This is a genomic window from Streptomyces sp. NPDC043738 (assembly GCF_056436545.1).
Genome location: NZ_JBWKCJ010000001.1, coordinates 141,343 through 163,209, shown reverse-complemented (window position 1 = coordinate 163,209; position 21,867 = coordinate 141,343). Strand labels below are relative to the sequence as shown.

Here is a 21,867-nt window from a genome sequence, read left to right as displayed (position 1 = left end):
CGTGGGCGGCGTTCGCGGGCGGGCGGATCAGCCCGCCGCGGATGCCGTGAGGGCGGCCAGTGCGCGCGACAGCGCGGTCAGCGCCTCGGTGATGTGCGGCAGGTCCAGCGGATCCGGCGCGTCCAGGACGCGTTGCCGCAGCTCCCGTTCGGCGCCCAGCAGCGCCTCGGCGCCCAGCCGTACCCGCAGGGCGCCCGGGTCGTCGCCGAAGCGGTACCCGCCCAGCGCCGCCCAGGGAGCCAGCCTCCGCTCCAGCGCGGTGGATTCGACGATGCCTCGGGCGGCCAGGGGGCGGCGCAGCGGTTCGAGGTCGGCGTAGAGGTGGCTGCCGGAGCGGGGCGGGCGGCAGACCGCACCGGCCTCGGTGACGACGTGGTGCAGGGCCGCGGCGAGCGTGCCGTAGACCCGGGCGGTCGCGGCCGTTCTGGCGCGCAGGGCGTCGGGCTCGCCCAGTGCGTGGGCGACGACGCAGCCGACGGGGCCCGGCAGCGGCGTACCGAGCGCGGTGAGCGCGTCCAGCGCGGCGGCCCGCAGGACGGCGCCGGGGTCGGTGGCCGGGAAGCGGGCCAGCGCGGCGGGCCAGGAGGCGGGCACGAGCGTGGCGCCCAGGTCGGTCAGCACCACGACCTCGTCGGGCAGTATCTCGGCGGGGCTGAGCAGCACGGTGTCGTGCGGATCGTGCAGCAGATCGCGGCGGCTCTCGTCGCTGAGGACCCACATCCCCTCCCCGGCCGCCGCCTCGCAGACCTCGTGCAGCTGTTCGGGGGCCGGGCAGGTGCCGGTCGGGTCGTCGGCGACGGACAGGACCAGGACGCGTGGGGTGTCCCCGTGCATCCGGGCCCGTCGGACGGTCTCCAGCAGCGCGAACGGGTCGGGCACCCCGCCCGACTCCGCCGGTACGGGCGCCAGGTGCACCTGCCGCCCGAGCAGCCTGGCGGGTGGCGCGTACACCTCTGAGCAGGGGCGCGGCAGCACCACCCCGCCGTCGGCCGCCGCGTACAGCGCGAGCAGCAGGGCGGCCAACCCGGGTGCGGCGAGCACCTGAGCGGGGTCGGTGACCAGGCCGCGGCGGGCCCAGTAGCCGCAGGCGGCGGTGCGCAGGGGGGCGGCACCGCCCGGGGGTTCGGGTTCGGTGCGGTCGGCGGCCGCGGAGAGGTGTGCGGCGAGGTCCGGGAGGACCGGCAGGCCCACCGGCGGTTCCGGCCGCGGATCCGGGGCGGTCCGCTGCATCCGTACCTCCACTCCACGACGGCGGGTCGATCGTGGGCCCATCACATGATGGGCGGCCCCGACCACCTTTGCAGATCCTTGGGGTGGCGCCCGGGGACGACACGTCAGCGGCGGCCTAATGGCCCGAGCGCGCCCTCTCATAGCGGTGCACCGCCACCACCTCGCCCGCGCCCCACTCCTGCCGCTCGGTGGCGCGGCGGACCCAGCCCAGGCGCTCGTAGAGGGCGATGGCCGCGGTGTCGGTGGTCTTCACCTCCAGTACGGGGCGCAGCCCGCGGGCGGCCGCCTCCTCCTCGACGGCCCGCAGCAGGCGGCCGCCCAGGCCCGCGCCCCGGGCCGCGGGGGCGACGCAGAGCCGGCTGACCTCGCGGCCGCACAGCGCCACATGGCCGACGACCCGGCCGGCCGTCTCGGCGACCCAGGCCGCGGTCAGTCCGTCGGGGGTCAGCCAGCGCACCGGGTCCTGCGGCCAGTGGTGCGGATAGCCGCTGTGGGTGTGCACCTGGGCCAGAACGTCCACACAGGCCTCGAGGTCGGTTTCGTGTCGTCTCCGGATCATCGGGGAATCGAAGCACGGTTTCACACCCCACGGGGTACAAGGAGGCCCATGCGATCACTACTGACCCGTCTCGACCGTCGGACCTTCGCTCTCATCGCGGCCCGCGAGTGGCCGGGGGCCCAGCAGGTGCTGCCCCGGCTGACCCGCAGCGCCAACCACGGATTGCTGTGGTTCGGCATCGCGGCCGGTGCGGCCGCGCTGGGCGGGCGGCCGGCCCGCCGTGCCGCGCTGCGCGGTGTGGCCTCGCTGGCCGTGGCGTCGGCGACGGTGAACACGCTCGGCAAGCGCTCCGTACGGCGCCGGCGCCCGCTGCTGGACCCGGTGCCGGTGATACGGCAGCTGACCCGTCAGCCCTTCACCTCCTCCTTCCCGTCCGGGCACGCGGCCTCGGCGGTGGCCTTCGCGTCCGGCGTCGCGTTCGAGAACAAGTGGTGGGGTCTGGCGCTGGCGCCGCTCGCCGTGTCGGTGGCGTTCTCCCGCGTCTATACGGGCGTGCACTATCCGGGTGATGTGCTGGCGGGGGCCGCGCTGGGGGCGGGTGCGGCGTTCGCGGTGCGGGGCATCGCGCCGACCCGCGCCCAGTTGGCGCCGCCCGCCCGGCCGCGGGCGGAGGCGCCCGCGCTGCCCGGCGGGCGCGGCCTGGTCGTGGTGGCGAACCAGGGCTCGGGGCAGCGCACCGGCCCCCGCCCGGACCGGGTCGGTGAGGTGCACGGGGTGTTGCCGGACGCCGAGGTGACGGTGTGCGGCGGGCCGGGCGGCCTGCCGCTGGACGAGGCGCTCACCCGGGCCGCGGAGCGGGCCCGGGAGCTCGGCGGCGCGCTGGGGGTGCTCGGCGGGGACGGCAGCGTCAACGCCGCGGCGGCGGTGGCGGTGCGGTACGGGCTGCCGCTGGCTGTGCTGCCCGGCGGGAGCCTGAACCACTTCGCGTACGACCTGGGGATCGAGACGTATGCGGCGGCGGCGCACGCCGTGGAGAGCGGGGAGGCCGTCGCGGTGGATCTGGCGCGGTTCGGGGGCGGTCCGCATCGGGAGACGCGGTACTTCCTCAACACCTTCTCGGTCGGCGTGTATCCGGAGCTGGTGCGGATCCGGGAGCGGTGGGCCGGCCGGATCGGGGCCTGGCCGGCCGGGGTCCTCGCGGCGTGGGAGGTGCTGCGCACCGCCGAGCCGCTGACCCTGCGGATCAACGGTGAGCGGCGCGCCGTGTGGATGGTGTTCGCGGGCAACTGCCAGTACCGGGGGCTGGGGGTGTCGCCGGTGCGCCGGCACGACCTGGCGGACGGGGTGCTCGACGTGCGGGTGGTGCACGGCGGCCGGCTGGCCCGCACCCGGCTGCTCGTCGCCGCCCTGACCGGCTCCCCGCGCAGCACGCCGGTGCTCGGCGAGGCGCGGTTGACGCGGCTGCGGCTCTCCGGGCTGCCGCAGGGCGCGACCGTCGCGTTCGACGGCGAAGTTGCTTCCGGGGAAGGGGAGTTGACGCTGGAGAAGGAGCGCGAGGCGCTGACGGTCTATCGGCTGCTGCCCGACCGGCCGACCGCCACCCACCCTTCGCTGCCCGAATAGCGAGACGCCACTCTCATGATGCGAGATACGCGCGTACGGTGAAGACACCCGCCGGAGCACGCGAAGGAGAGTCGGTCATGCCGCAGGAGTCCGCCGTCTACACCCACGGCCACCACGAGTCCGTACTGCGCTCCCACACCTGGCGCACTGCCGCCAACTCGGCCGGATACCTGCTGAGTTCCCTGAAGCCGCATATGCAGGTCCTGGACGTCGGCTGCGGTCCGGGCACCATCACCGCCGATCTGGCGGCGCTGGTGCCGCAGGGGCGGGTCACCGGGCTGGAGCGGGCGCCTGAGGTGCTGGCGCAGGCGCGCGACACCGCCGCCGGGCGCGGCCTGGGGAACGTCCGCTTCGAGGTCGGTGACGTCCACGCACTGGACTACCCCGATGACACCTTCTGTGTGGTGCACGCCCATCAGGTCCTACAGCACGTGGGCGACCCCGTCCAGGCGCTGCGCGAGATGCGCCGGGTCACCAGGCCCGGCGGGATCGTCGCCGTCCGCGACGCGGACTACTCGGCCATGACGTGGTACCCCGAGGTCGCGGGGATGGCCGACTGGCAGCGGCTGTACCTGCGGGTGGCCCGCGCCAACGGGGGCGAGCCGGACGCCGGACGCCGGCTGCACGCCTGGGCCCGGCAGGCGGGTTTCGCGCCGGACGCCGTCACCGCCACCGCCGGCACCTGGTGCTACCGGACACCGGACGAGCGGTCCTGGTGGAGCGAGTTGTGGGCGGACCGCACGGTCGGATCCGGGTACGCGCGGATCGCGGTGGAGGGCGGACACGCCACCGAGGAGGAACTGCGGCGGATCGCGGCGGCCTGGCGGGCCTGGGGCGCCGAGGAGGACGGCTGGTTCGCCGTCCTGCACGGCGAGATCCTGTGCCGCGTCTGAACGGACTTGCGCCACCCGGCTCTTGGGCTCCGTCCGACGGGTCATGCCGGGGTCCGCGGCGAAGATCGGATGGATGCGGCCCAAGTGATCGCGTACCGGCGGGCCGCCCAACTAGGGTTGCCCGTATGGACATTCTGGGGACCTCATTGCGGGTGTGCGTCGGTGATCTCAATGCCGCGATCGGCGTCTACGAGCGGCTGACCGGCGCCGAGGCGATCCGCTTCCAGCGCGGCGGGGTGGCGGTCGCGGCCGTCGGGTGCTTCTTCCTGATGAGCGGGCCGGAGGCGGAGTTGTCGGTACTGCGGAAGATCACCGCGACCCTCGCCGTCAAGGACGTGGACGAGGCCCTGGCCGATCTGACGGCGGTCGGCGCGGACATCATCGCCGGCCCGCTGCCGACCCCCATCGGCCGTAATCTCGTGGCCCGCCACCCGGACGGTTCGATCTTCGAGTACGTCGACCGCAAGGACGGAGAGCAGGGTGCGGAGGCCTGAGCGGCCTCCGCACCGTCCCGGCCCGTCGTCGCCGACCGGCCGTCAGGACACCTCAAGGACGATCTTGCCGCGGGACCGGCCGGCCATGCTCCGCCGGAACGCCTCGGCGGCCTCGGACAGCGGGAAGACCGCGTCGATGGGAACGGTCAGCTTCCCGGAGTCCGCGAGCGCGCCGAGCGCGGCCAGGTCGTCGGCGTTCGGGCGCACCCACACCATGTGGCCGCCCTTCGCCGTGACCTCGCCGTCGGCGACGGACACCACCCGGCCGCGGTCCTTGAGCAGCTCCTGCGAGACGTCCACGGCGCCGCCGCCGACGAAGTCCAGGGCCACATCGACGCCTTCGGGTGCCAGCGCCCGCACCCGGTCGACGAGTCCGTCGCCGTAGGTGACCGGCTCGGCGCCCAGGGACCGCAGGAAGTCGTGATTGGCCTCGCTCGCCGTGCCGATGACGCGGGTGCCCTGGGCGACCAGGATCTGCACGGCGAGCGACCCGACGCCGCCGGCGGCCGCATGCACCAGGGCGGTCTCGCCGGCCTTCGTGCCGACCCGCTTGATCGACTGATAGGCCGTCAGTCCGGCGAGCGGCAGCCCGGCGGCCTGCTGCCAGCCGAGCGCGGCGGGCTTGGGCGCCAGGGTGCGCACCGGCGCGGCGACCAGCTCGGCGAACGTGCCGTGCTGGACCTCGTCCTTGCGGACATAGCCGATGACCTCGTCACCGACCTTGTACTCGGTCGCGTCGGCGCCGACCGCCTCGACGACGCCCGCCACGTCCCAGCCGGGGACGAGCGGGAAGTGGCTGTTCATGATCGGGTCCAGATAGCCGGCGACGATCTTCCAGTCCACGGGGTTGACCCCGGCCGCCCTGACCCGGATCAGGACCGAGTCCGGAGCCACCTTCGGGTCGGGCAGGTCGGAGTGGACGAGGACTTCGGGGCCGCCGTAGCTGTTGGTGCTGATTGCCTTCATGGTCCGCCCCAACGCGGGACGGCCGGGGAACATTCCGGCGGGTGCCGACGATCACTGGATCGGCGTACGAGGTGGCACCGAGCCGTCGGAGCGGCCCTCATCGGCCCGGCTGCGCCCCCAGCGAGCGCAGCAGGAACGGCAGCAGCTCGCGGATCGCGGCCTCGCCGGAGGAGGGGCCGTCCGCGGCCGGGCGGTGCGCCGCGTCGGGCGTCAGGAACAGGCGGCTGACCATCGAGCCCACCACCAGATCGGCGAGCACATGGGCGTCCTCCAACGGCGGGATGTCCCCTCGGGCGACCGCGCGGCGCACCACGGTGGCGGCCCGGTCGCGGACCGGCTGGATGATCGCGGTGTCCAGCACCCGGGCCAGCGCCTCGTTGTGCGCGGACTCGCCGATCAGGACGTGCAGCAGCCGGCCGCCGGGACCCTCCAGCGTCTCGGCCTTGTCCCGCAGCAGCGCCGCCAGGTCGCCTTCGAGGGCGCCGGTGTCCGGCTGCGGTCCGAGGTCGCTCACCCAGCGGACGGCGGTGCCCACGACCAGGTCCTCCTTGGAGCGCCAGCGGCGGTAGAGGGTCGCGGTGGAGACGCCGGCCCGCTTGGCGACCGCCGCCGTGGTCAGCCCGCCGTAGCCGCTCTCCTGGAGGACCTGGACGGTGGCCTCCAGCAGGGCCCGGTCGCGTTCGGCGTCCCGCGGGCGCCCCCGGCCGCGCGTCGGCCCGGCTGCGGTCTGGTTGCTCTCGGTACGTTCGCCCACACCGGGAGTCTACCGACCTCCAATTGCGAAACGAAAAATTTTCGTTTCGTGTAGCCTCGGCGCCATGACATCCCACGCCTCCACCCCCGACCTGGACGCCGCCGCCGTCGTCGAGCGGCTCCGCGCCACCTTCGCCACCCGCCGCACCGCCTCCCCGGACTGGCGGCGCGGACAGCTGACGGCGCTGCGCACGCTGCTCACCGACCACCGCGACGACCTCCTCGCCGCGCTCGCCACCGACCTCGGCAAGGGCCCCGAGGAGGCCTACCGCACCGAGATCGGCTTCACCCTCAACGAGATCGACCACACCCTCGGCCGGCTCGACGACTGGCTGGCGCCGCGCCCGGCGGAACTGCCCGAGCGGCTGCTCCCGGCGACCGCCCGGGTCGTCCGCGAGCCGCTCGGCGTCGTCCTGGTGATCGCCCCCTGGAACTACCCGCTGCAGCTGGCGCTCGCCCCGCTCGTCGGCGCGCTGGCCGCGGGCAACTGCGCCGTCGTCAAGCCCAGCGAACTCGCCCCCGCGACCTCCGCCGCGATCGCCCGGCTGCTGCCGCGCTATCTGGACCCCGAGGCGGTCACCGTCGTCGAGGGGGCGGTCCCGGAGACCACCGCCCTGCTGGCCCAGCGCTTCGACCACATCTTCTACACCGGCAACGGAGCCGTCGGCCGGATCGTGATGGCCGCCGCCGCCCGGCATCTGACGCCCGTCACGCTGGAGCTGGGCGGCAAGAGCCCAGTCGTCCTGGACGCCGGCACGGACCTGGCCGCGGCCGCCCGGCGGCTGGTGGCCGGCAAGTTCCTCAACGCCGGCCAGACCTGCGTCGCCCCCGACTACGTCCTGGCGATCGGCGAGACCGCCCGGGCCGTCGAGCCGCACCTCGCCGAGGCCGTACGCGAGGCGTACGGGACCGATCCGGCCGCCGCGCCCGAGTACGGGCGGATCGTCAACGAACGCCACTTCGACCGGCTGACCGCGCTGCTCGACAGCGGCCGCACGGTGGTCGGCGGCACGCACGACCGCACCACCCGCTATCTGGCGCCCACCGTCCTCGCCGAGGTCTCCCCCGACTCCCCCGTCATGCGGGAGGAGATCTTCGGCCCGGTCCTGCCGATCGTGGCGGTGCCCGACCTGGACGCGGCGATCGCCTTCATCAACGACCGCGACAAGCCGCTGGCCCTGTACGCGTTCACCGACTCCGACGACACCAAGCACCGGCTGCTGACCGAGACCTCCTCGGGCGCGCTCACCTTCGGCCTGCCGGTCGCCCATCTCACCGCGCCCGGCCTGCCGTTCGGCGGGGTCGGCGAGAGCGGCATGGGCAGCTACCACGGCGAGTACTCGCTCGACACCTTCAGCCACACCAAGGCGGTGCTGGACAAGCCGCTGGGGTGACGGCAGGGGCCCGGCGATCAGCCCCCGGCGGGATCCGGCTCGGCCCCACCCGGTGCCGGCACCGGCCGCATCCGGTACTCGTACCGCTCCGGGAGCGGATGTACGGACCGGGCCGTGGCGCGGACCTCCTCGGTGACCGGCCCGCCGGCCGCGACCAGCTGCTCGGCGACGGCGTACCAGGTGTCGCTCAGCGTCTCGTCGCCCTCCCGCAGACCGGCGATCTCGAAGCCGGCGTCGAAGACCGCGCGGGCCGCGGCCGGCCGTCCCTGGGCGAGCGCCACCCGTGCGGTCAGCAACCGGAAGCGGCCGTCGGCCAGTTCGGCCGGCGGCAGCCCGGACAGCAGCCGGGCGGCCTCCTCGGTGCGGCCGGCCGCGAGCAGCGCCGGCACCGCCTCCCGGGCGAGCGCGGTGCGTACCGCACGCCAGGCGCGCGCCCGGGGGCCGTTCGCCGCGGCCGCCTGTGCCGCCACGGCGCAGGCCTGCGCGAACCGGTCGGCCGCACGGGCCGGCTCGCCCGCCGCCAGCTCCGCGACGGCCAGGCAGTACATCGGCAGCGCACCACCGCCGCACCCGGTCGCGCGCTCCCAGCTGCGGACGGCCTGGGCACGGTCGCCGGCCTGCCACTGGGCGAGGCCCAGGTGGTAGTCGGTGGCCGGGCCCGGCGGTGCGGACTCCAGCAGATCGCGCCAGGCCGGTGCGGTCAGCACCGGTCCGGGCGCCGGCCCGGCGGCCGGCAGGTCACCGGTCCGCAGCAGCGTCAGCCACGGCTCCTGCTCCGGGCCGAGGGTGGCCGCGTCGAACGGCGTGCCGGGCAGGTCGAGGCCGGCCCGGGCGACCTCCAGCGCGCCCCAGCCCGACCCGGTGGCCAGCGGCTCCTTGGGGTCCCGGTCCGCGTACGGAAGCCAGGCGGCGTGGGCGGCGTCGACGTCGGCGCGCGGCAGGGCCTTCTCCAGTCGGGCGGCGACCTCGCCGCGGGCCGCCGCCCAGTCGGCGCCGTGCACCGCCGAGGGATCGGCGGCCAGCGGCCCGTAGGCCTCCAGCCAGGTGAACTCCCCGCCCCCGTCGAGCAGCAGATGCTCCAGCTGGGTGCGGGCCAGCCCGGCCTGGATCTCCGCGTAGCCGCCGGTACCCGGCTCGGTGAGCCACCGCTGCCAGCGGCGCCCGGCCCGCCCGGCACCCCACAGGAAGAGCTTGCGGCCGCGCAGCGCGTCCGTGGAGGTCTGCACCAGCCCGCGGCCGTCCTCGCCGAGCGCGGTGACCCAGCGGCGGGCGCCGTCGGGCACCTCGTAGAAGTAGTCCGCCGGAAACTCGCTGCGCAGCGGGTAGGTCCGGTCCACGCCGCCGGAGTCGGGGACCGGCACCCGGCGCAGCACCCGCTCGTAGCCGAAGTGCCAGGCCTCGTCGGCGGGCGCCAGTACCCGGCTGCCGGCCGCCTCGGGGACCGCGATGTTGGACCACCAGTAGACCGGGACGGTGTGGTGGTGCGGATTGCGGATCCGCACGCCCACGTACAGGAAGTCGGAGCCCTCCGGGAGCCACAGGTCCACTTGGAAGGGCAGATCGCGCAGCCGCTCCCACTCCCACAGGCGCAGCATCTCCCCGCCGTCCGGCGCCGGGACGCGGGCGGCGTGCAGCGGGGCGCAGGAGAGGGTGGTGTGGCCGGTGGCGCCGATGTTCCATTCGATACCGCCGGAGAACCAGGCGCCGTTGAGCGCGAAGGCGGCGGGCTGCAACACCGGGTTGCGGTAGAGCAGTTCGCGGTCGGTGGGCTTGTGGTGCAGGGAGTACACCCGCCCGCCGAGGCCGGGCAGGACGGTGGCGCGCAGCCGGTCGTTCTCGACGACCAGCGCGTCGAGGTCGGTGCTGCGGCGGGTACGGCCGTATCCGTCGCGCATGGCGGTCGGCAGGATCGAGCGCAGCGGCCGACAGCCGATCTGACGGGCCATGTCGGCGGGCAGCCGGGCGTCCCGGGGGATCTCGACGCGGTGCGGGTCCTGGCCGCCACCGAGCGCCGGAAGGGGGTTGTCCGGACCGAGGGGGGCGGCGGGGAGGGTCAGGGTGGTGCGTCGCACAGTCGTGGCCACGGCTGCCTCGCAATGCTGGACCGGGCCGCCTCGGCTGCGGCGGCCTCCGATTGCCCATGGAACCGCGCGATCGCCGGTCTGAACAGGCCTTCTTGCGGCCGGCGGAGGTCAGGGTTGCGCAAAGACACCCTCAAGGAGGCCGGTGAGCAGGGCGGCGCCGGTCCCCTCGGGGTCGCGGTCCGGGTCGTAGATGGTGACGTTGATGCCGACGCAGCGCGGCGACGCGGCCAACGGGCCCAGCAGTTCGGCGAGTTCGCCGGTCAGCAGGCCACCCGGATCGGGACTGTCGACGGCGGGCATGACGGACGGGTCGAGGACATCGGCGTCGAGATGGATCCAGAAGCCGTCCAGCGGCGGCTTCTGGAGGTGGGCGAGCGCCTCCCGCGCCACCGCTTGTGCGCCGCGCCGCCGGATCTCGCCGACCGGGGTGTGGCTGATGCCCAGCCCCGCCAGTTCCTCCTGGTCCTCGTCCGCGTCCCTGATGCCCAGCAGGCTCACGTCCTCGTCCCGCACATACGGCCGCAGCCCGTCGATGTCCGTGAGATCCGCCTGCCCCCGCCCGGTGATCTGCGCGACGCCCTCCCCGGCCGCGGCCCCCAGCGGTCCGCACAGCGCCACGTTCCCCGGATGCCGGAAGTCGCCGTGCCCGTCCAGATAGGCCACGCCGTACCGCCCCAGCCGCCGCAGCGCGAGCACCGCCCCGAGCAGGATGCTGCAGTCACCGCCGAGCACCACCGGGAAGTCCCCACCGCGTACGTGCCCCTCGACCCGCGCCGCCAGCTTGACGGTGTACGCGGCGATGGCGGCGGCGTTGAAGTCCCCGTCCTCGCCCTCCCGCCAGTCCCCCAGGTCGTAGCGCGGCGGCACCACCACACCGCCCTCCAGCGCCCCGAGCCGGCGCAGCAGTCCCTGTTCGCGCAGCGCGCCGGCGAGCTTGTGGCAGCCGGGCACGGTACCGGGCGCGGGCGGGCGCAGTCCCAGGTTGGAGGGGGCATCGATCACTACGGTGCGGCGCATGCGGAAATCGTCACACAGGGGCCCCGGGAAAATGGAGCGCTCCCGGAAGATCAGCCGAAATACCCTGTCGGTCCGACCCGGTCACCAACAGCCGCACAGGCGGACGGAAGAGGACACCGATGAGCAGCACCCAGCACACCTACCGAGTGATCGTCCGCGGCAGGTGGGACGGTCTGACGGACGGGGCCCGGGCGAAGCTGCTCTCGGAGGCGGCCGACCACGGTCTCGCGCAGCTGCGGTTCACCCCCGAGGGCTCGCTGGCCTACGACGCCACGCTGACCTCCTTCACCTACCGCTACGTCGTCGTCTCCGACGCGGCGGACGGCGAGGAGATGGCGGCCGCACTCGCCGAGGACCGGGCCGAGACCGCGCTGCGCGCCGCCGGCCTGGGCTTTCGCGAACTGCGGTCCACGGCCACCGACATGGACACCATGAAGATCAATCGCAAGGGCCGGTAGCACCGGCGTCGTCCGGACCCGGCTCGTTGAATCGCAGCCGGTTGCCGAAGGGGTCGGTCAGGGTCAGGCAGGTGCCGATCTCGTCGTGCTCCAGTCCGGGGCGCAGATACGGATAGTCCTTGCCGGCCAGCTCGGCGTGCAGCGCGCGTACGCCGCTCAGCTCGGTGTAGACGGTCGAACCGGGCGTCGCGTCACCGTGGTGCTCGGACAGGTGCAGCACCAGGCCACCACGGGAGACCTGCGTGTACAGCGGCATGCCCGGCTCGAAGCGGTGCTCCCAGTCGACGCTGCAGCCGAGGTAGTCGACGTAGAACTCGTGGGCCTTGGCCACGTCGAAGATCCGGAAGACCGGCACGGTGCGGCGGAAGACGATGTCCATGCCGGACAGGCAATCACATCTGCTCGCCGGGTGCCTGCTCGGCGTCGGGCAGCATCTCGGCGGTGATCGCCCAGCGCTCGTGGTCACGCCAGGCGCCGTCGATGAACAAGAAGTCCGGGGAGAAGCCCTCCAGGCGGAAGCCGGCCCGTTTGACCAGGGCGATCGACCGTTCGTTGGCGGGCTGGACGTTGACCTCCAGCCGGTGCAGGCCCAGTTGCCCGAAGGCGTGGTGGAGCACGAGCCGCAGGCCCTCGCCCATCAGTCCGCGACCCGCCGCGTGGGCGAAGGCGCCGTAGCCGAGCGCGCCGCAACGGAACGCGCCGTGCACGATGTTGTTGATCGTGACGTAGCCCGCGATCCGTCCGCCGGCGAGCTCGCAGACCAACAGGCCCTCGCGGGACGGCTCCTGGAGCCTTTGCAGATAGGCGTCGTAGGCGGCGTCGGTGGCCGGCGGGAAGAGCCACGGGTGGTGTATCCCGGCGCTTTGGCGTGCGGCGGCGGTGAACTCTTCCCGGTCGGCGGCGGTGAAGTGCCGGATGCCCACCCGCGGGCCCCGTGCCAGGTAAGGGTCGCTGATCGTCATCGGCAGATCGTACGCGCCCGATGTCAGCCGTGCGCCGCGTCCCGTTCCGCGGCGCTCGGTGCGGTGAGCGCCAGCCGGCGGTGGGTGCGGCGCAGCATCGTCCGGGCCATGAAGGGGTGGATGCGGCGGACGACGGCGAAGTAGAGCCGGCCCGCGGTGTTGTGGACCCGGACGACCGTGCCGAGCGTGACCCGGCCGTCGGCGACCAGGATCGAGGCGCGGAAGTCCAGGTGCCGGGCGTCCTCGCCGAGCAGTATCTCGCCCCCGGCCGCCGCGGGGTCCCCGAAGTCGGCGCGCCCGACTTCGGGGAAGGACGCGCCCCGCAGCACGCCCCGCCAGGCCGCCGGCTCGTGCGGCATGCCGGGCAGCAGCTCCATCTGCCAGGCATCCTGGAAGTCGGTGCGCGGGAAGGCCTGGTGGGCCAGTCGGGCGGCGGCGGGCAGCGCGACGGCCCGGGGCCGGGCCCACAGCAGGCGGTGGAGCAGCCGGACGCGCGGTGAGCGGCGGACCGGTGCGGCGAGGCGGCCGGTGGCGGCCCGTTCGATGTTGTCGAAGACCTCCTCGACCATGGTGGCGTGCACCGGGCGGATCGCCGTGCTCCACAACAGCAGCCGCCCGAAGGGGAGCCGGTCCTCCAGGACGTGTTCCACCCGGCAGCTGTCGGGCCCCAGGGGCCGCACGCCGATCTCGTGCCGGCCGCCCGCTCCGTCGGTGAAGTCGAAGCGGATCCGGCGGCCGGGCTCGTAGGCGCCGACGCGGTAGCGGATCCGGCCGTGCCCGCCGTCGGCGCCGACGCCCAGCGGGCGGTCCAAGCGCAGCGCCGGCCACACGGGCGTCGGGAAGAGCGGGTCGCGGTCGCTGCCGATCCGGTCGAGCAGGGCGCCGACGGATGCGGCCGGGGCGGCGACGGTGCGGACATGGACGTCTCGGACGGTACGCACGGGACACCTCCATACGGTGGCGTATGTTTTTCCATACGGTACCGTATGGACATGGTGCGACAGCGAGCGAAGGAGACCGGCGGCAGCGGCGCACGGCGGCGGCTGACCGCCCGGGACTGGGCCGATGCCGCCCTGGCGGCCATCGGCGAGGGCGGACTCGCGGCGGTGGCGGTGGAGCCGCTGGCCGCCCGGCTGGGCACCACGAAGGGCAGCTTCTACTGGCACTTCGCCAACCGGGACGCACTGGTCGAGGCCGCGCTGCAGCGCTGGGAGGAGCTCGGCACGGAGGCCGTGATCAGCGAGGTCGAGGCCGAGCCCGACCCCGTCGAGCGGCTGCGCCGGCTGCTGCACCGCGCCACGGACTCGGCCGCCGAGGACCCCCTGGAGGTCTCCCTGCTGGCGACCGCCGCGCAGCCGCGGGTGGCCGCCGCGCTCGCCCGGGTGACCGAGCGGCGCATCGGCTATCTCGCCTCGCTCTTCACGGAGCTGGGCTTTTCGAAGGACGAGGCACGGCGCCGCGGCCTGATGGCCTACACCGCCTACCTGGGGCACACCCAACTGGGGCACGCGGTCCCGCAGTCCCTGCCGGCCGGCGCCGCACGCGACCGCTACCTGGACGGCGTGATCGACACCCTGGTGCGCCCGGCTTGACCGCCACCGGGCGACGGGATCTCGCCGACCGTCCCCCTGATCAACCGCGACGCATCCGTCTGTGCGTCACCCGACCGGCTGGACCTGCACCGTTCGGCCCGCCACCACCTCGCCTCCGGCTTCGGCAGCCACCAGTGCCCGGGCCGGAACCTGGCCCGCGCGGAGCCGGGGATCTCGCTGCGCGCCCTGTTCACCAGGATCCCGGCTCTGCGACTCGCCGTACCGGCCGACGAGGTCCTCCACAAGTCCGGTGACGATACTGTGCAAGGCCTGATCGAACTGCCGCTGACCTGGTAACAGCCAGGTCGGGAGACGGAAGGAAAGGGGTCAGGAATGCGGATCACCATCGACAGCGAGGTCTGTATCGGCTCCGGTCAGTGCGCTCTGACCGCGCCGGAGGTGTTCACCCAGGACGACGGCGGATACGGCACGGTGCAGCCCGGCCGTGAGGACGGCGCGGGCGACCCGCTGGCGCGCGAGGGCGCCCGTGCCTGCCCCGTGCAGGCCATCACGATCACGGACGACTGAGCCACCGTCCGCTATCGCAGTGCCCCTCGGGTGACGGGGAGTTCGAGGACGCCGGTGTCCTCGGGCGTGCTGGTGACGGTCACCGGCTTCACCCCCCGATTGCCCGCATAGGCGTCGTCGCTCGCGGCGATGACGAAGCCGAGCCGGTGCCCCGGCTCGTAGCGGTGCACGATCCCCGGCAGCTCGACGGAGAAGCTCCGGGTCACATCGGACACCCGCGCCGGGGCCACCAACCGGTGCACCAGGGTCTTCGTGCCGTCCGGCGCGATGTCGTAGAGCTTGGCGAAGAGCACCAGCCGGTCGGCCGCGTCCGGGGATTCCTGGGCCCGCTCGGCTGCCGGTGAGTCCACCTTGAGCGTCACCCTGGGCGCGCCCACCACGTCCACCGGACGGCCCACCACCGGCTGGGAAGTCCAGGCCAGATGGGTGCCCGCGGCGTCGGACGGCGGCGGGTCCGGCAGCCCCAGCATGCTGGACAGCGAGCTCTCCGAATGGCTGGTGGCCATCGGCAGATTGCGGTACGTACGGCTGCCGGGCACCACCTTGGCGCGGTCGTCGACGAGCGTGCCGTCCCCGGAGAGGTACAGCCGCTGGCCGTCGCCCGCCGGGACGGTCGACGAGGTGGCGTAGGCGGGCCCGTCGGTCACCCAGTCCCGGTAGTAGGCGAAGGCCGGGCCGGTGTCGGTCTTCTTGTGGTGGTGCAGATAGCGGTCGAACCAGGCGAGGATCCGCCGCCCTACGTAGCTGCTGCGCATGTTGCCCTGGGCCAGGTCCAGTTCGCCCGCCGCCGGCTTGCGCATCCCGCCGCTGTGGCCCCACGACTGCCAGATCATCTTGGCCGGGGTGCCCTGTGCGGCCAGGGTGCGGTAGGTGGCGGTGGCCTCGTTGAGGTTGAACAGGGTGTCCGCCTGCCCCTGGACCAGCAGCGTCGGTGCCGTGACCGACTTCAGGTACGAGACCGGGGAGACGCTGCGCGCGTAGCCGAGCATGGCCTGGGTCTGCTCGGCCGGGTACGACCCCGAGTCCAGCAGCCGCTTGGTGGCACAGGCCCGCTCGACGAAGTGCAGACACCCCGCGCCACCGGTCCGCGACACGTCCAGATTCGGGTGGAGGAGCCCCTGCGACTCCCCCAGGAGGAAGAACGCGTTGGTCCACTGCCACTTGTAGGCGCCGGGCAGCGGCCCGCTGACGCCCTCGGTGCGGCCGGCGTGGTTGGGGGCGAGGGAGTAGGAGAGGTCGTTCCAGGTGATGAGCGGGACCAGGGCGTCGACGCGGTGGTCGACGGCGGCGGTGGCCATCTGGATCGCCCCGCCGTAGGACGCGCCGATCATGCCGACCCGCGGATCGCTGTCGCCGTCCTTGGTGACGTAGTCGACGCGGGTCCCGTCGTCGGCCTTGCGGGTGCCGGCCAGCATGTCGAGCAGCCGGCTCGCCGTCCGGCCGTCGACCCGCGGGTCGTCCAGCGAGATCGGGCAGCCGGTCTTGCCGAAGCCGAGGCCGGAGTAGGCCAGCGCCACGTAGCCGCGCGAGGCGAAGGCCCTGGCGATGGCGTCGGTCGCGCCGTCCGCCTTGCTGCCGCCGAAGCCGTTGGTGGTCAGCACGGCCGGCGCGGGGTGTGCGGCGTCGACCCCGGCCGGGCGGTAGACGTCGGTGTCCAGGGTGCAGCGGCGGTCGCCGGCCCGGACCGTGACCTTCAGCTGGGTGACGGTGTACGGGTCCGCGGCGACGACCGCGGCCGCGGGGGCGGAGAGCGGCGCAGCGAGGGCGGTGCCGGCCAGCAGGGCGAGGGATGTGCGGAGCAGGGAGCGGGAGAGTGCTCGGGACTCGCTGGGCACCAGGACCTCCACAAGGACACGTCGTACCAACCAGTCGGTAACGGCGCGCTCATGTTGTGACACGAGTAACTGTCGAGTCAACGCTTGTGGTCGGCGTTTCTGAAAGGACATCAGTTCGCAGGCGTCCGACGGGCGGACGGGGAGTCCGGCGGCCGCCGCGTCAGACCAGCGCCGGCCCCGTGAAGCGCAGCGTGCCGGCCGTCGCGTCCAGCTCCGCGGCGACCCCCAGCGGGACGGTCAGGGCGGACTCCCCGTGGCCGAAGCCGAACTCCTCGGCCACCGGCACGCCGAGCCCGCCCAGCCGGTCCCCCAGCACCTCCCGGACCCGCTCGTAGGGGCCGCAGCGCGCCCAGGAGCCGAGCACGACCCCGGCGACGCCGTCCAGCCAGCCGGCCCGCAGGAGTTGGGTGAGCGCGCGGTCGATCCGGTACGGCGGCTCGCCCACGTCCTCCAGCAACAGCAGGCCGCCCCCGGCGCCGCGCCTGGCCTGACGGGTGCCCAGCTCACTGGCGAGCATGGCCAGGCAGCCTCCGACGGTGACCCCGCGGGCCCGGCCCGGCACCAGCGGCCGGGCCGTGGCCGAGGTCAGCGTGCGGACGGTCTCCGGCGCGAAGAGCGTGCGCCGCAGCTGCTCGCGGGTGGCCTCGTCCTTGAGGAAGACCTCGCCGGCGACGGCCGGGCCGTGCAGCGTCGAGACGCCGGCGCGGACCGCGAAGGCCTCGTGCAGCACCGTCACATCGCTGAAGCCGATCAGCGGTTTGGGGGCCGCGGCCCGGAGGGCGGACCAGTCCAGCAGGTCGACCATCCGCTGTGCGCCGTAGCCACCGCGGGCCGCGAACACCGCCTTGACGGCGGGATCGCACCAGGCGGCCTGGAGGTCGCGGGCGCGGTCCTCGTCACCGCCCGCGAGGTATCCCAGCGTGCCGTGCGTGCCCAGGACATGGGGCGCGGCGACCGGATCGAGGTCCCAGCCGCGCAGCACGTCCAGCCCGCGGTCCAGCCGGTCGGCCACGATGGGGCCGCTGGGCGCGACCACCGCCACCCGGTCGCCGGCCCGCAGCCGCGGGGGCCGGCGCAGCGCTGCCGCCGTCATCCGCGCAGCTCCAGCGCCGGGATGTCGCCGCGGGTGAAGCCGAAGGCCTGGGCGTAGAGGGAGAGTTCGGCCTCCACGGCGCGGACGATGGTGTCCGCGCGGCGGAAGCCGTGGCCCTCGCCGGGGAACGCCAGATACGCGTGCGGTATGCCGCGCCCGGCGACCGCGGCGAGGAAGCGTTCGCACTGGACGGGTGGGCAGATCACGTCGTCCAGGCCCTGGAGCAGCAGGAACGGTGCGGCGATCCGGTCCGCGCGGTGCAGCGGCGAGCGCTCGCGGTAGCGCTCGGGCACCTCGGCGAGCGGGCCGACCAGCGACTCCAGATACTGCGACTCGAAGTCATGGGTCTCGCCGTCGGCCCAGCCGGTGAGGTCCAGGATCGGATAGCTGATGGTGCCGCAGGCGTAGAGGTCGGTGGTGGTCAGCGAGGCGGCGGTGGTCCAGCCGCCGGCGCTGCCGCCGCGGATCGCCAGCCGGGCGGGGTCGGCGGTGCCCTCGTCGGCCAGGGCCCGGGCGACGGCCGCGCAGTCCTCGACGTCCACCACGCCCCACTGGCCGCGCAGCCGCTCGCGGTAGGCGCGGCCGTAGCCCGTCGAACCGCCGTAGTTGACCTCGGCGACGCCGATGCCCCGGGAGGTGAAGTAGGCGATCTCCAGGTCGAGCACCAGCGGGGCACGGCCGGTGGGGCCGCCGTGCGCCCAGACCACGAAGGGCGGCAGCTCGCCCTCGGGGGCGGTGTGGTCGGGGCTGTGCGGCGGATGGATGTGGGCGTGGACGTCCCGCCCGTCGGGCCCGGTGAAGGTGCGGCTGTGCGGTCGCGGGTAGTAGGCGGGGTCCAGCACGTCGACATGCCGGCAGGCGATCGCCCGGGCCCGTCCGGTGCAGGTGTCCAGCTCGACGATCTCGTAACCGCGGTGCGGGCCGGCCGCGATGCCGATGACGCGGCTGCCGTGCACGGCGAGGGAGGGCGCCCACTCCGTCCAGGGACCGGCCGCGTCGACCAGGTCGCCGCTCACGGGGTCGAGGATGCCCAGGGCGGTCGCGCCACGGCCGTGGACGACCGCGAGGGTGCCGTTGTCCAGGGGCAGGAACCAGCGCTGGCCGACGTTCCACAGCGGGCCGCCGAACTCCTCCTCCCGGGCTGGGCACAGCGCGCGGCTCGCGACCACGCCGTCGCCGGCCGGGTCGGGGTCGATGCGCTGCAGTTCCCACCAGCCGCTGAGGTCCGAGACGAACAGCAGCGAGCCGTCGGCGGCCCACTCGATCTGCGCGACGGACTCACCGCTCTCCGCGTCGCCCCGGGCGTCGGTGCCCAGATCGCCGACGAGCGGCCGGATGTCCTCGAACGTGCCCCCGCCGGTGATCCCGGCGACCATCACCACGGTGCCGTCCCAGGGCATCCGGGGGTGGTCCCAGGCGATCCAGGCGGCCCGGCGCCCGTCCGGGGAGATCCGCGGACCGGTGACGAACCGATGCCGGTCGTCGCTCAACTCCCGTACCGCGTCGCGGTCCTCGGCCGCCGAGCCGTCGAGCGGCACGGCCGCGATCACCCGGCGGACATCCGTCGGCCGGTCGCCGGTGAACTCCTCCAGGACGCACCACACCTCGCCGAGCTCCGGACGCAGCACCGGGTCGACCCAGCGCAGCCCGTCACCGACGCCGGAGAGCGGGGTGAGCGGGCGCGGCGCGGCGCCGCCGTCCGTCTCGTAGGCGTACAGCCGCTGGTCGGCGAAGTCGCTGAAGACGACCAGCGGGCCGCGGTCGGTGACGGTGCCGGCCCAGGGCTGGCCGCCGTACTCCAGCACCCGGCTGCGGACGTTCCAGGGCGCCGGCAGCACCGGCCGTCGGGTGCCGTCCGGCAGCCGGCGGACCAGCTCCCGCCGACCGCCCTCGTCGGGCCGCGGCTCGGTCCACCACACCTCGTCGCCGACCACACCGACGAAGGCCGGCCGGCCGTCGTGTGCGGCGACCGTGCGGGCATCCATCGGGGATGCCCAGGTGCCGTAGGGAGCGGTGGTCACCATGCAGCAGTTCCTCTCGTGCGCCGGTCGGGCAGGTCCCGTCCGGTCAGGCCAGGCGCAGGAAGTGGTCCAGCACCCGGACTCCGAAGTGCAGTCCCTCGACCGGTACCCGCTCGTCCACGCCGTGGAAGAGCGCCTGGTAGTCGAATCCCTCGGGCAGCTTCAGCGGTGAGAAGCCGTAGCCGGTGATGCCCAGCCGCGAGAACTGCTTGGCGTCCGTACCGCCGGACATGCAGTACGGGACGACATGGCCGTCCGGGTCGAAGCGCTCGATCGCGGCACGCATCGCGGCATAGGTCGGGGAGTCGACCGGGGCCTGCAGGGCGACCTCGCCGTGGTGGTACTCCCAGCTCACGTCGGGCCCGGTCAGCTCGTCCATGGTCGTACGGAACTCCGCCTCACCACCGGGGACGACCCGGCCGTCCACGTAGGCGACGGCGGACCCGGGGATCACATTGACCTTGTAACCGGCCGTCAGCATCGTGGGGTTGGCGCTGTTGCGTACCGTCGGCTCGACGAGTTTGGCGCACGGGCCGAGCGCGCCCAGCAGCGCGTCGACGTCGAAGTCGGGCGCCTCGACGTCGACGTCGACGGCGCGCAGCGCGGCGAGTTCACGCAGCGCGGCGCGGACGGTCGGGGTCAGCCGGACCGGCCAGGAGTGCGCGCCGATCCGGGCCACCGCGGCGGCGATCCGGGTGACGGCGTTGTCGGGGTTGACCTTCGAGCCGTGCCCCGCCCGGCCCTGGGCGGTCAGCTTCAGCCAGGCCGTACCGCGCTCCCCGGCCGCGATCGGGTACAGCTGCATCCCGCCGCCGGCGTGGAAGGTGAACGCACCGGACTCGCTGACGCCTTCGGTGCAGCCCGCGAAGAGACCGGCGTGCCGGTCGGCCAGGAAGCCCGATCCGTCGTCGGCGCTGGCCTCCTCGTCGGCGGTGAAGGCCAGCACGATGTCGCGCCGCGGCCGCACGCCGGTGCGTGCCCAGTGCCGTACGACGGAGAGCACCATCGCGTCCATGTTCTTCATGTCGACCGCGCCCCGCCCCCAGACCACGCCGTCGCGGACCTCCCCCGAGAAGGGGTGCACGCTCCAGTCGGAGGGCTCGGCGGGCACCACGTCCAGGTGGCCGTGGACCAGCAGGGCGTCGGCCGCGGGGTCGGTGCCCTCGATGCGGGCGACGACGTTGGTCCGGCCCTTGGTGCGCTCCAGCAGCGTCGGCTCCAGTCCGGCGGCGGCCAGGTGCTCGGCGACGTACTCGGCGGCCGGCCGCTCCCGGCAGGCGCCGTCGCCCGCGTTGCTGGTGTCGATCCGGATCAGTTCCGAGGTGAAGCGCACCACCTCGTCCAGCGCCCGCTGGTCGACGCCCGGGGCGGGCTGGGCCGCGGGGTTCGTCATGAGGTCCACCTCAGCCATACGCTTCCTCCACGGCCGACGACACGACGGTGGTGACCGTCTTGAAGCACCGGATGGCTTCGTACATGTTCTGACTGGTATACGCGACGCGGCGTTCCCCGCTGCGCTCCACGCCGGGCACACAGGTCGCGACCACCACCAGATGCTCGGCGTCGAACTCCAGCTCGAAGCGGTGCGGTCCGCGCCGGACGGGTTCGTGGCGCACCGCGAGCGACGCCCCCTTGCGCGCCCCGGCCCGGATGTCGGCCGCCGTACGGGCCGGTGGTCGGCAGACCGCCGCATAGCGCGACACATAGTCCTTGACCGCCACACCGGGCGCCTGCGGGGCGTAGCCCAACGCGTCCTGGCAGGTGCGGTCGTCGCCGGTGACCAGCACCACCGGCACGCCGTACTCGGCGACCACCAGGGAGTTCAGATAGCCCTCGCTCGCCCGGGTGCCGTCGACCCAGACACCGGTGAGCGTGTTGGCGAGGTAGGTGTGCGCGAGGACGCCTTCGGTGCCGGCCGCGGTGTGGTAGCCGACGAAGGCGATGCCGTCGACATCGCCGTGCTGTACGCCCTCGACCATGCTGAGCGACTTGTGCTTGCCGGTGAGCATCTGCGCGCGCTCGTCGAGCTGTTCCAGCAGCAGATTGCGCATCGACCAGTGCGCCTCGTTGACCAGCACCTCGTCGGCGCCGCCGTCGAAGAATCCGGCGATCGCCGCGTTCACGTCGGACGTGAACATCCGGCGGCAGCGCTCCCACTGCGGGGTGCCGGGCAGCACGTCGGCGGGCCAGGTGACACCGGTGGCGCCCTCCATGTCGGCGGAGATGAGGATCTTCACATTCACCAGTCCTATCGCGGCTAGGCGGCGGTACGCACGGTTCCCGACATCACTCGTCAACAACAGTTTCGAGGCGGCGAACGGATTCCCCACCCTAACCAGGGCCTTCGGTGTGACGCCCCGTCCAGCACCTTCCAGGACCGTCCAGTTGGCCGCAAAGGCGCCGTCCGGACGGCACCGACGCACCG

At 74.0% G+C, this 21,867-nt stretch carries 22 protein-coding genes; 7 read left to right on the top strand and 15 right to left on the bottom strand.

The window, feature by feature from the left end:
• Positions 1-27: 27 nt before the first annotated feature.
• Entirely contained in the window at positions 28-1,230 is a 1,203-nt protein-coding gene (locus tag AC0680_RS00745) for an aminotransferase class I/II-fold pyridoxal phosphate-dependent enzyme (protein ID WP_478623628.1), read from the bottom strand.
• 115 nt (positions 1,231-1,345) lie between these two features.
• On the bottom strand, positions 1,346-1,789 hold the full coding sequence (locus tag AC0680_RS00740; protein ID WP_478623626.1) for a GNAT family N-acetyltransferase: 444 nt from the start codon (positions 1,787-1,789) through the stop codon (positions 1,346-1,348).
• Between the two features lie 48 nt (positions 1,790-1,837).
• Between AC0680_RS00740 and AC0680_RS00735 the strand changes: the two genes are divergently transcribed.
• The 3 genes from AC0680_RS00735 (at position 1,838) to AC0680_RS00725 (ending at position 4,739) form a co-directional block, all read left to right on the top strand.
• Positions 1,838-3,352 carry a phosphatase PAP2 family protein gene (locus AC0680_RS00735; protein ID WP_478623624.1) on the top strand — a complete coding sequence of 505 codons (1,515 nt, stop codon included), beginning with the start codon at positions 1,838-1,840 and terminating at the stop codon, positions 3,350-3,352.
• Between the two features lie 77 nt (positions 3,353-3,429).
• Positions 3,430-4,245 (top strand): class I SAM-dependent methyltransferase, encoded by an 816-nt coding sequence (locus AC0680_RS00730; RefSeq protein WP_478623623.1) that lies wholly within the window; start codon positions 3,430-3,432, stop codon positions 4,243-4,245.
• Positions 4,246-4,370: 125 nt separating this feature from the next.
• Positions 4,371-4,739 (top strand): VOC family protein, encoded by a 369-nt coding sequence (locus AC0680_RS00725; protein WP_478623621.1) that lies wholly within the window; start codon positions 4,371-4,373, stop codon positions 4,737-4,739.
• A 42-nt stretch (positions 4,740-4,781) separates the two neighbouring features.
• Here AC0680_RS00725 and AC0680_RS00720 read toward each other — a convergent pair whose 3' ends face one another.
• Positions 4,782-5,705, bottom strand: a complete 924-nt coding sequence (locus AC0680_RS00720) for an NADP-dependent oxidoreductase (protein WP_478623619.1) — start codon at positions 5,703-5,705, stop codon at positions 4,782-4,784.
• A 97-nt stretch (positions 5,706-5,802) separates the two neighbouring features.
• Complete coding sequence (locus AC0680_RS00715) at positions 5,803-6,459, bottom strand: TetR/AcrR family transcriptional regulator (protein WP_478623617.1); 657 nt, start codon at positions 6,457-6,459, stop codon at positions 5,803-5,805.
• Between the two features lie 64 nt (positions 6,460-6,523).
• On the opposite strand from AC0680_RS00715, the gene AC0680_RS00710 reads away from it, so the two are divergent.
• Entirely contained in the window at positions 6,524-7,852 is a 1,329-nt protein-coding gene (locus AC0680_RS00710; protein WP_478623615.1) for an aldehyde dehydrogenase family protein, read from the top strand.
• 17 nt (positions 7,853-7,869) lie between these two features.
• On the opposite strand, the gene AC0680_RS00705 is transcribed toward AC0680_RS00710, so the two are convergent.
• Complete coding sequence (locus AC0680_RS00705; RefSeq protein WP_478623613.1) at positions 7,870-9,936, bottom strand: DUF5107 domain-containing protein; 2,067 nt, start codon at positions 9,934-9,936, stop codon at positions 7,870-7,872.
• A gap of 108 nt (positions 9,937-10,044) precedes the next feature.
• Positions 10,045-10,953 (bottom strand): arginase family protein, encoded by a 909-nt coding sequence (locus tag AC0680_RS00700; protein WP_478623611.1) that lies wholly within the window; start codon positions 10,951-10,953, stop codon positions 10,045-10,047.
• 119 nt (positions 10,954-11,072) lie between these two features.
• Between AC0680_RS00700 and AC0680_RS00695 the strand changes: the two genes are divergently transcribed.
• Positions 11,073-11,411 carry a DUF6204 family protein gene (locus AC0680_RS00695; RefSeq protein ID WP_478623609.1) on the top strand — a complete coding sequence of 113 codons (339 nt, stop codon included), beginning with the start codon at positions 11,073-11,075 and terminating at the stop codon, positions 11,409-11,411.
• Here the strand turns inward: AC0680_RS00695 and AC0680_RS00690 are convergent.
• The 3 genes from AC0680_RS00690 to AC0680_RS00680 are packed head-to-tail and all read right to left on the bottom strand — an operon-like array spanning position 11,392 to position 13,314.
• The gene (locus tag AC0680_RS00690; RefSeq protein ID WP_478623608.1) at positions 11,392-11,790 is read right to left on the bottom strand and encodes a glyoxalase superfamily protein; all 399 of its coding nucleotides are present in this window, start codon (positions 11,788-11,790) and stop codon (positions 11,392-11,394) included. The genes AC0680_RS00695 and AC0680_RS00690 overlap by 20 nt on opposite strands.
• A gap of 13 nt (positions 11,791-11,803) precedes the next feature.
• Positions 11,804-12,373, bottom strand: a complete 570-nt coding sequence (locus AC0680_RS00685) for a GNAT family N-acetyltransferase (RefSeq protein WP_478623606.1) — start codon at positions 12,371-12,373, stop codon at positions 11,804-11,806.
• Between the two features lie 23 nt (positions 12,374-12,396).
• Positions 12,397-13,314 (bottom strand): DUF2867 domain-containing protein, encoded by a 918-nt coding sequence (locus AC0680_RS00680; protein ID WP_478623604.1) that lies wholly within the window; start codon positions 13,312-13,314, stop codon positions 12,397-12,399.
• 45 nt (positions 13,315-13,359) lie between these two features.
• On the opposite strand from AC0680_RS00680, the gene AC0680_RS00675 reads away from it, so the two are divergent.
• Entirely contained in the window at positions 13,360-13,965 is a 606-nt protein-coding gene (locus tag AC0680_RS00675) for a TetR/AcrR family transcriptional regulator (RefSeq protein WP_478623602.1), read from the top strand.
• Positions 13,966-14,031: 66 nt separating this feature from the next.
• Here the strand turns inward: AC0680_RS00675 and AC0680_RS00670 are convergent, their stop codons facing one another.
• The gene (locus AC0680_RS00670) at positions 14,032-14,232 is read right to left on the bottom strand and encodes a hypothetical protein (RefSeq protein ID WP_478623600.1); all 201 of its coding nucleotides are present in this window, start codon (positions 14,230-14,232) and stop codon (positions 14,032-14,034) included.
• Positions 14,233-14,298: 66 nt separating this feature from the next.
• Here AC0680_RS00670 and AC0680_RS00665 point away from each other — a divergent pair, with 66 nt between their 5' ends.
• On the top strand, positions 14,299-14,493 hold the full coding sequence (locus tag AC0680_RS00665; protein ID WP_384491206.1) for a ferredoxin: 195 nt from the start codon (positions 14,299-14,301) through the stop codon (positions 14,491-14,493).
• Positions 14,494-14,504: 11 nt separating this feature from the next.
• On the opposite strand, the gene AC0680_RS00660 is transcribed toward AC0680_RS00665, so the two are convergent.
• From AC0680_RS00660 to AC0680_RS00640, 5 genes are all read right to left on the bottom strand, one after another.
• A complete protein-coding gene (locus AC0680_RS00660) occupies positions 14,505-16,328 on the bottom strand; it encodes a CocE/NonD family hydrolase (RefSeq protein ID WP_478623597.1) in 1,824 nt (607 codons plus the stop codon).
• Between the two features lie 160 nt (positions 16,329-16,488).
• The gene (locus AC0680_RS00655; protein ID WP_478623596.1) at positions 16,489-17,421 is read right to left on the bottom strand and encodes a S66 peptidase family protein; all 933 of its coding nucleotides are present in this window, start codon (positions 17,419-17,421) and stop codon (positions 16,489-16,491) included.
• Positions 17,418-19,445, bottom strand: coding sequence for a prolyl oligopeptidase family serine peptidase (locus tag AC0680_RS00650; protein ID WP_478623594.1), 2,028 nt, complete (start codon positions 19,443-19,445; stop codon positions 17,418-17,420). The genes AC0680_RS00655 and AC0680_RS00650 overlap by 4 nt, the downstream gene beginning before the upstream one ends.
• Positions 19,446-19,488: 43 nt before the next feature.
• Positions 19,489-20,853, bottom strand: a complete 1,365-nt coding sequence (locus AC0680_RS00645; protein ID WP_478623592.1) for a M20/M25/M40 family metallo-hydrolase — start codon at positions 20,851-20,853, stop codon at positions 19,489-19,491.
• The gene (locus AC0680_RS00640; RefSeq protein ID WP_478623590.1) at positions 20,846-21,679 is read right to left on the bottom strand and encodes a M55 family metallopeptidase; all 834 of its coding nucleotides are present in this window, start codon (positions 21,677-21,679) and stop codon (positions 20,846-20,848) included. Before AC0680_RS00640 ends, AC0680_RS00645 begins: the two co-directional genes overlap by 8 nt.
• Between the last annotated feature and the right edge of the window lie 188 nt (positions 21,680-21,867).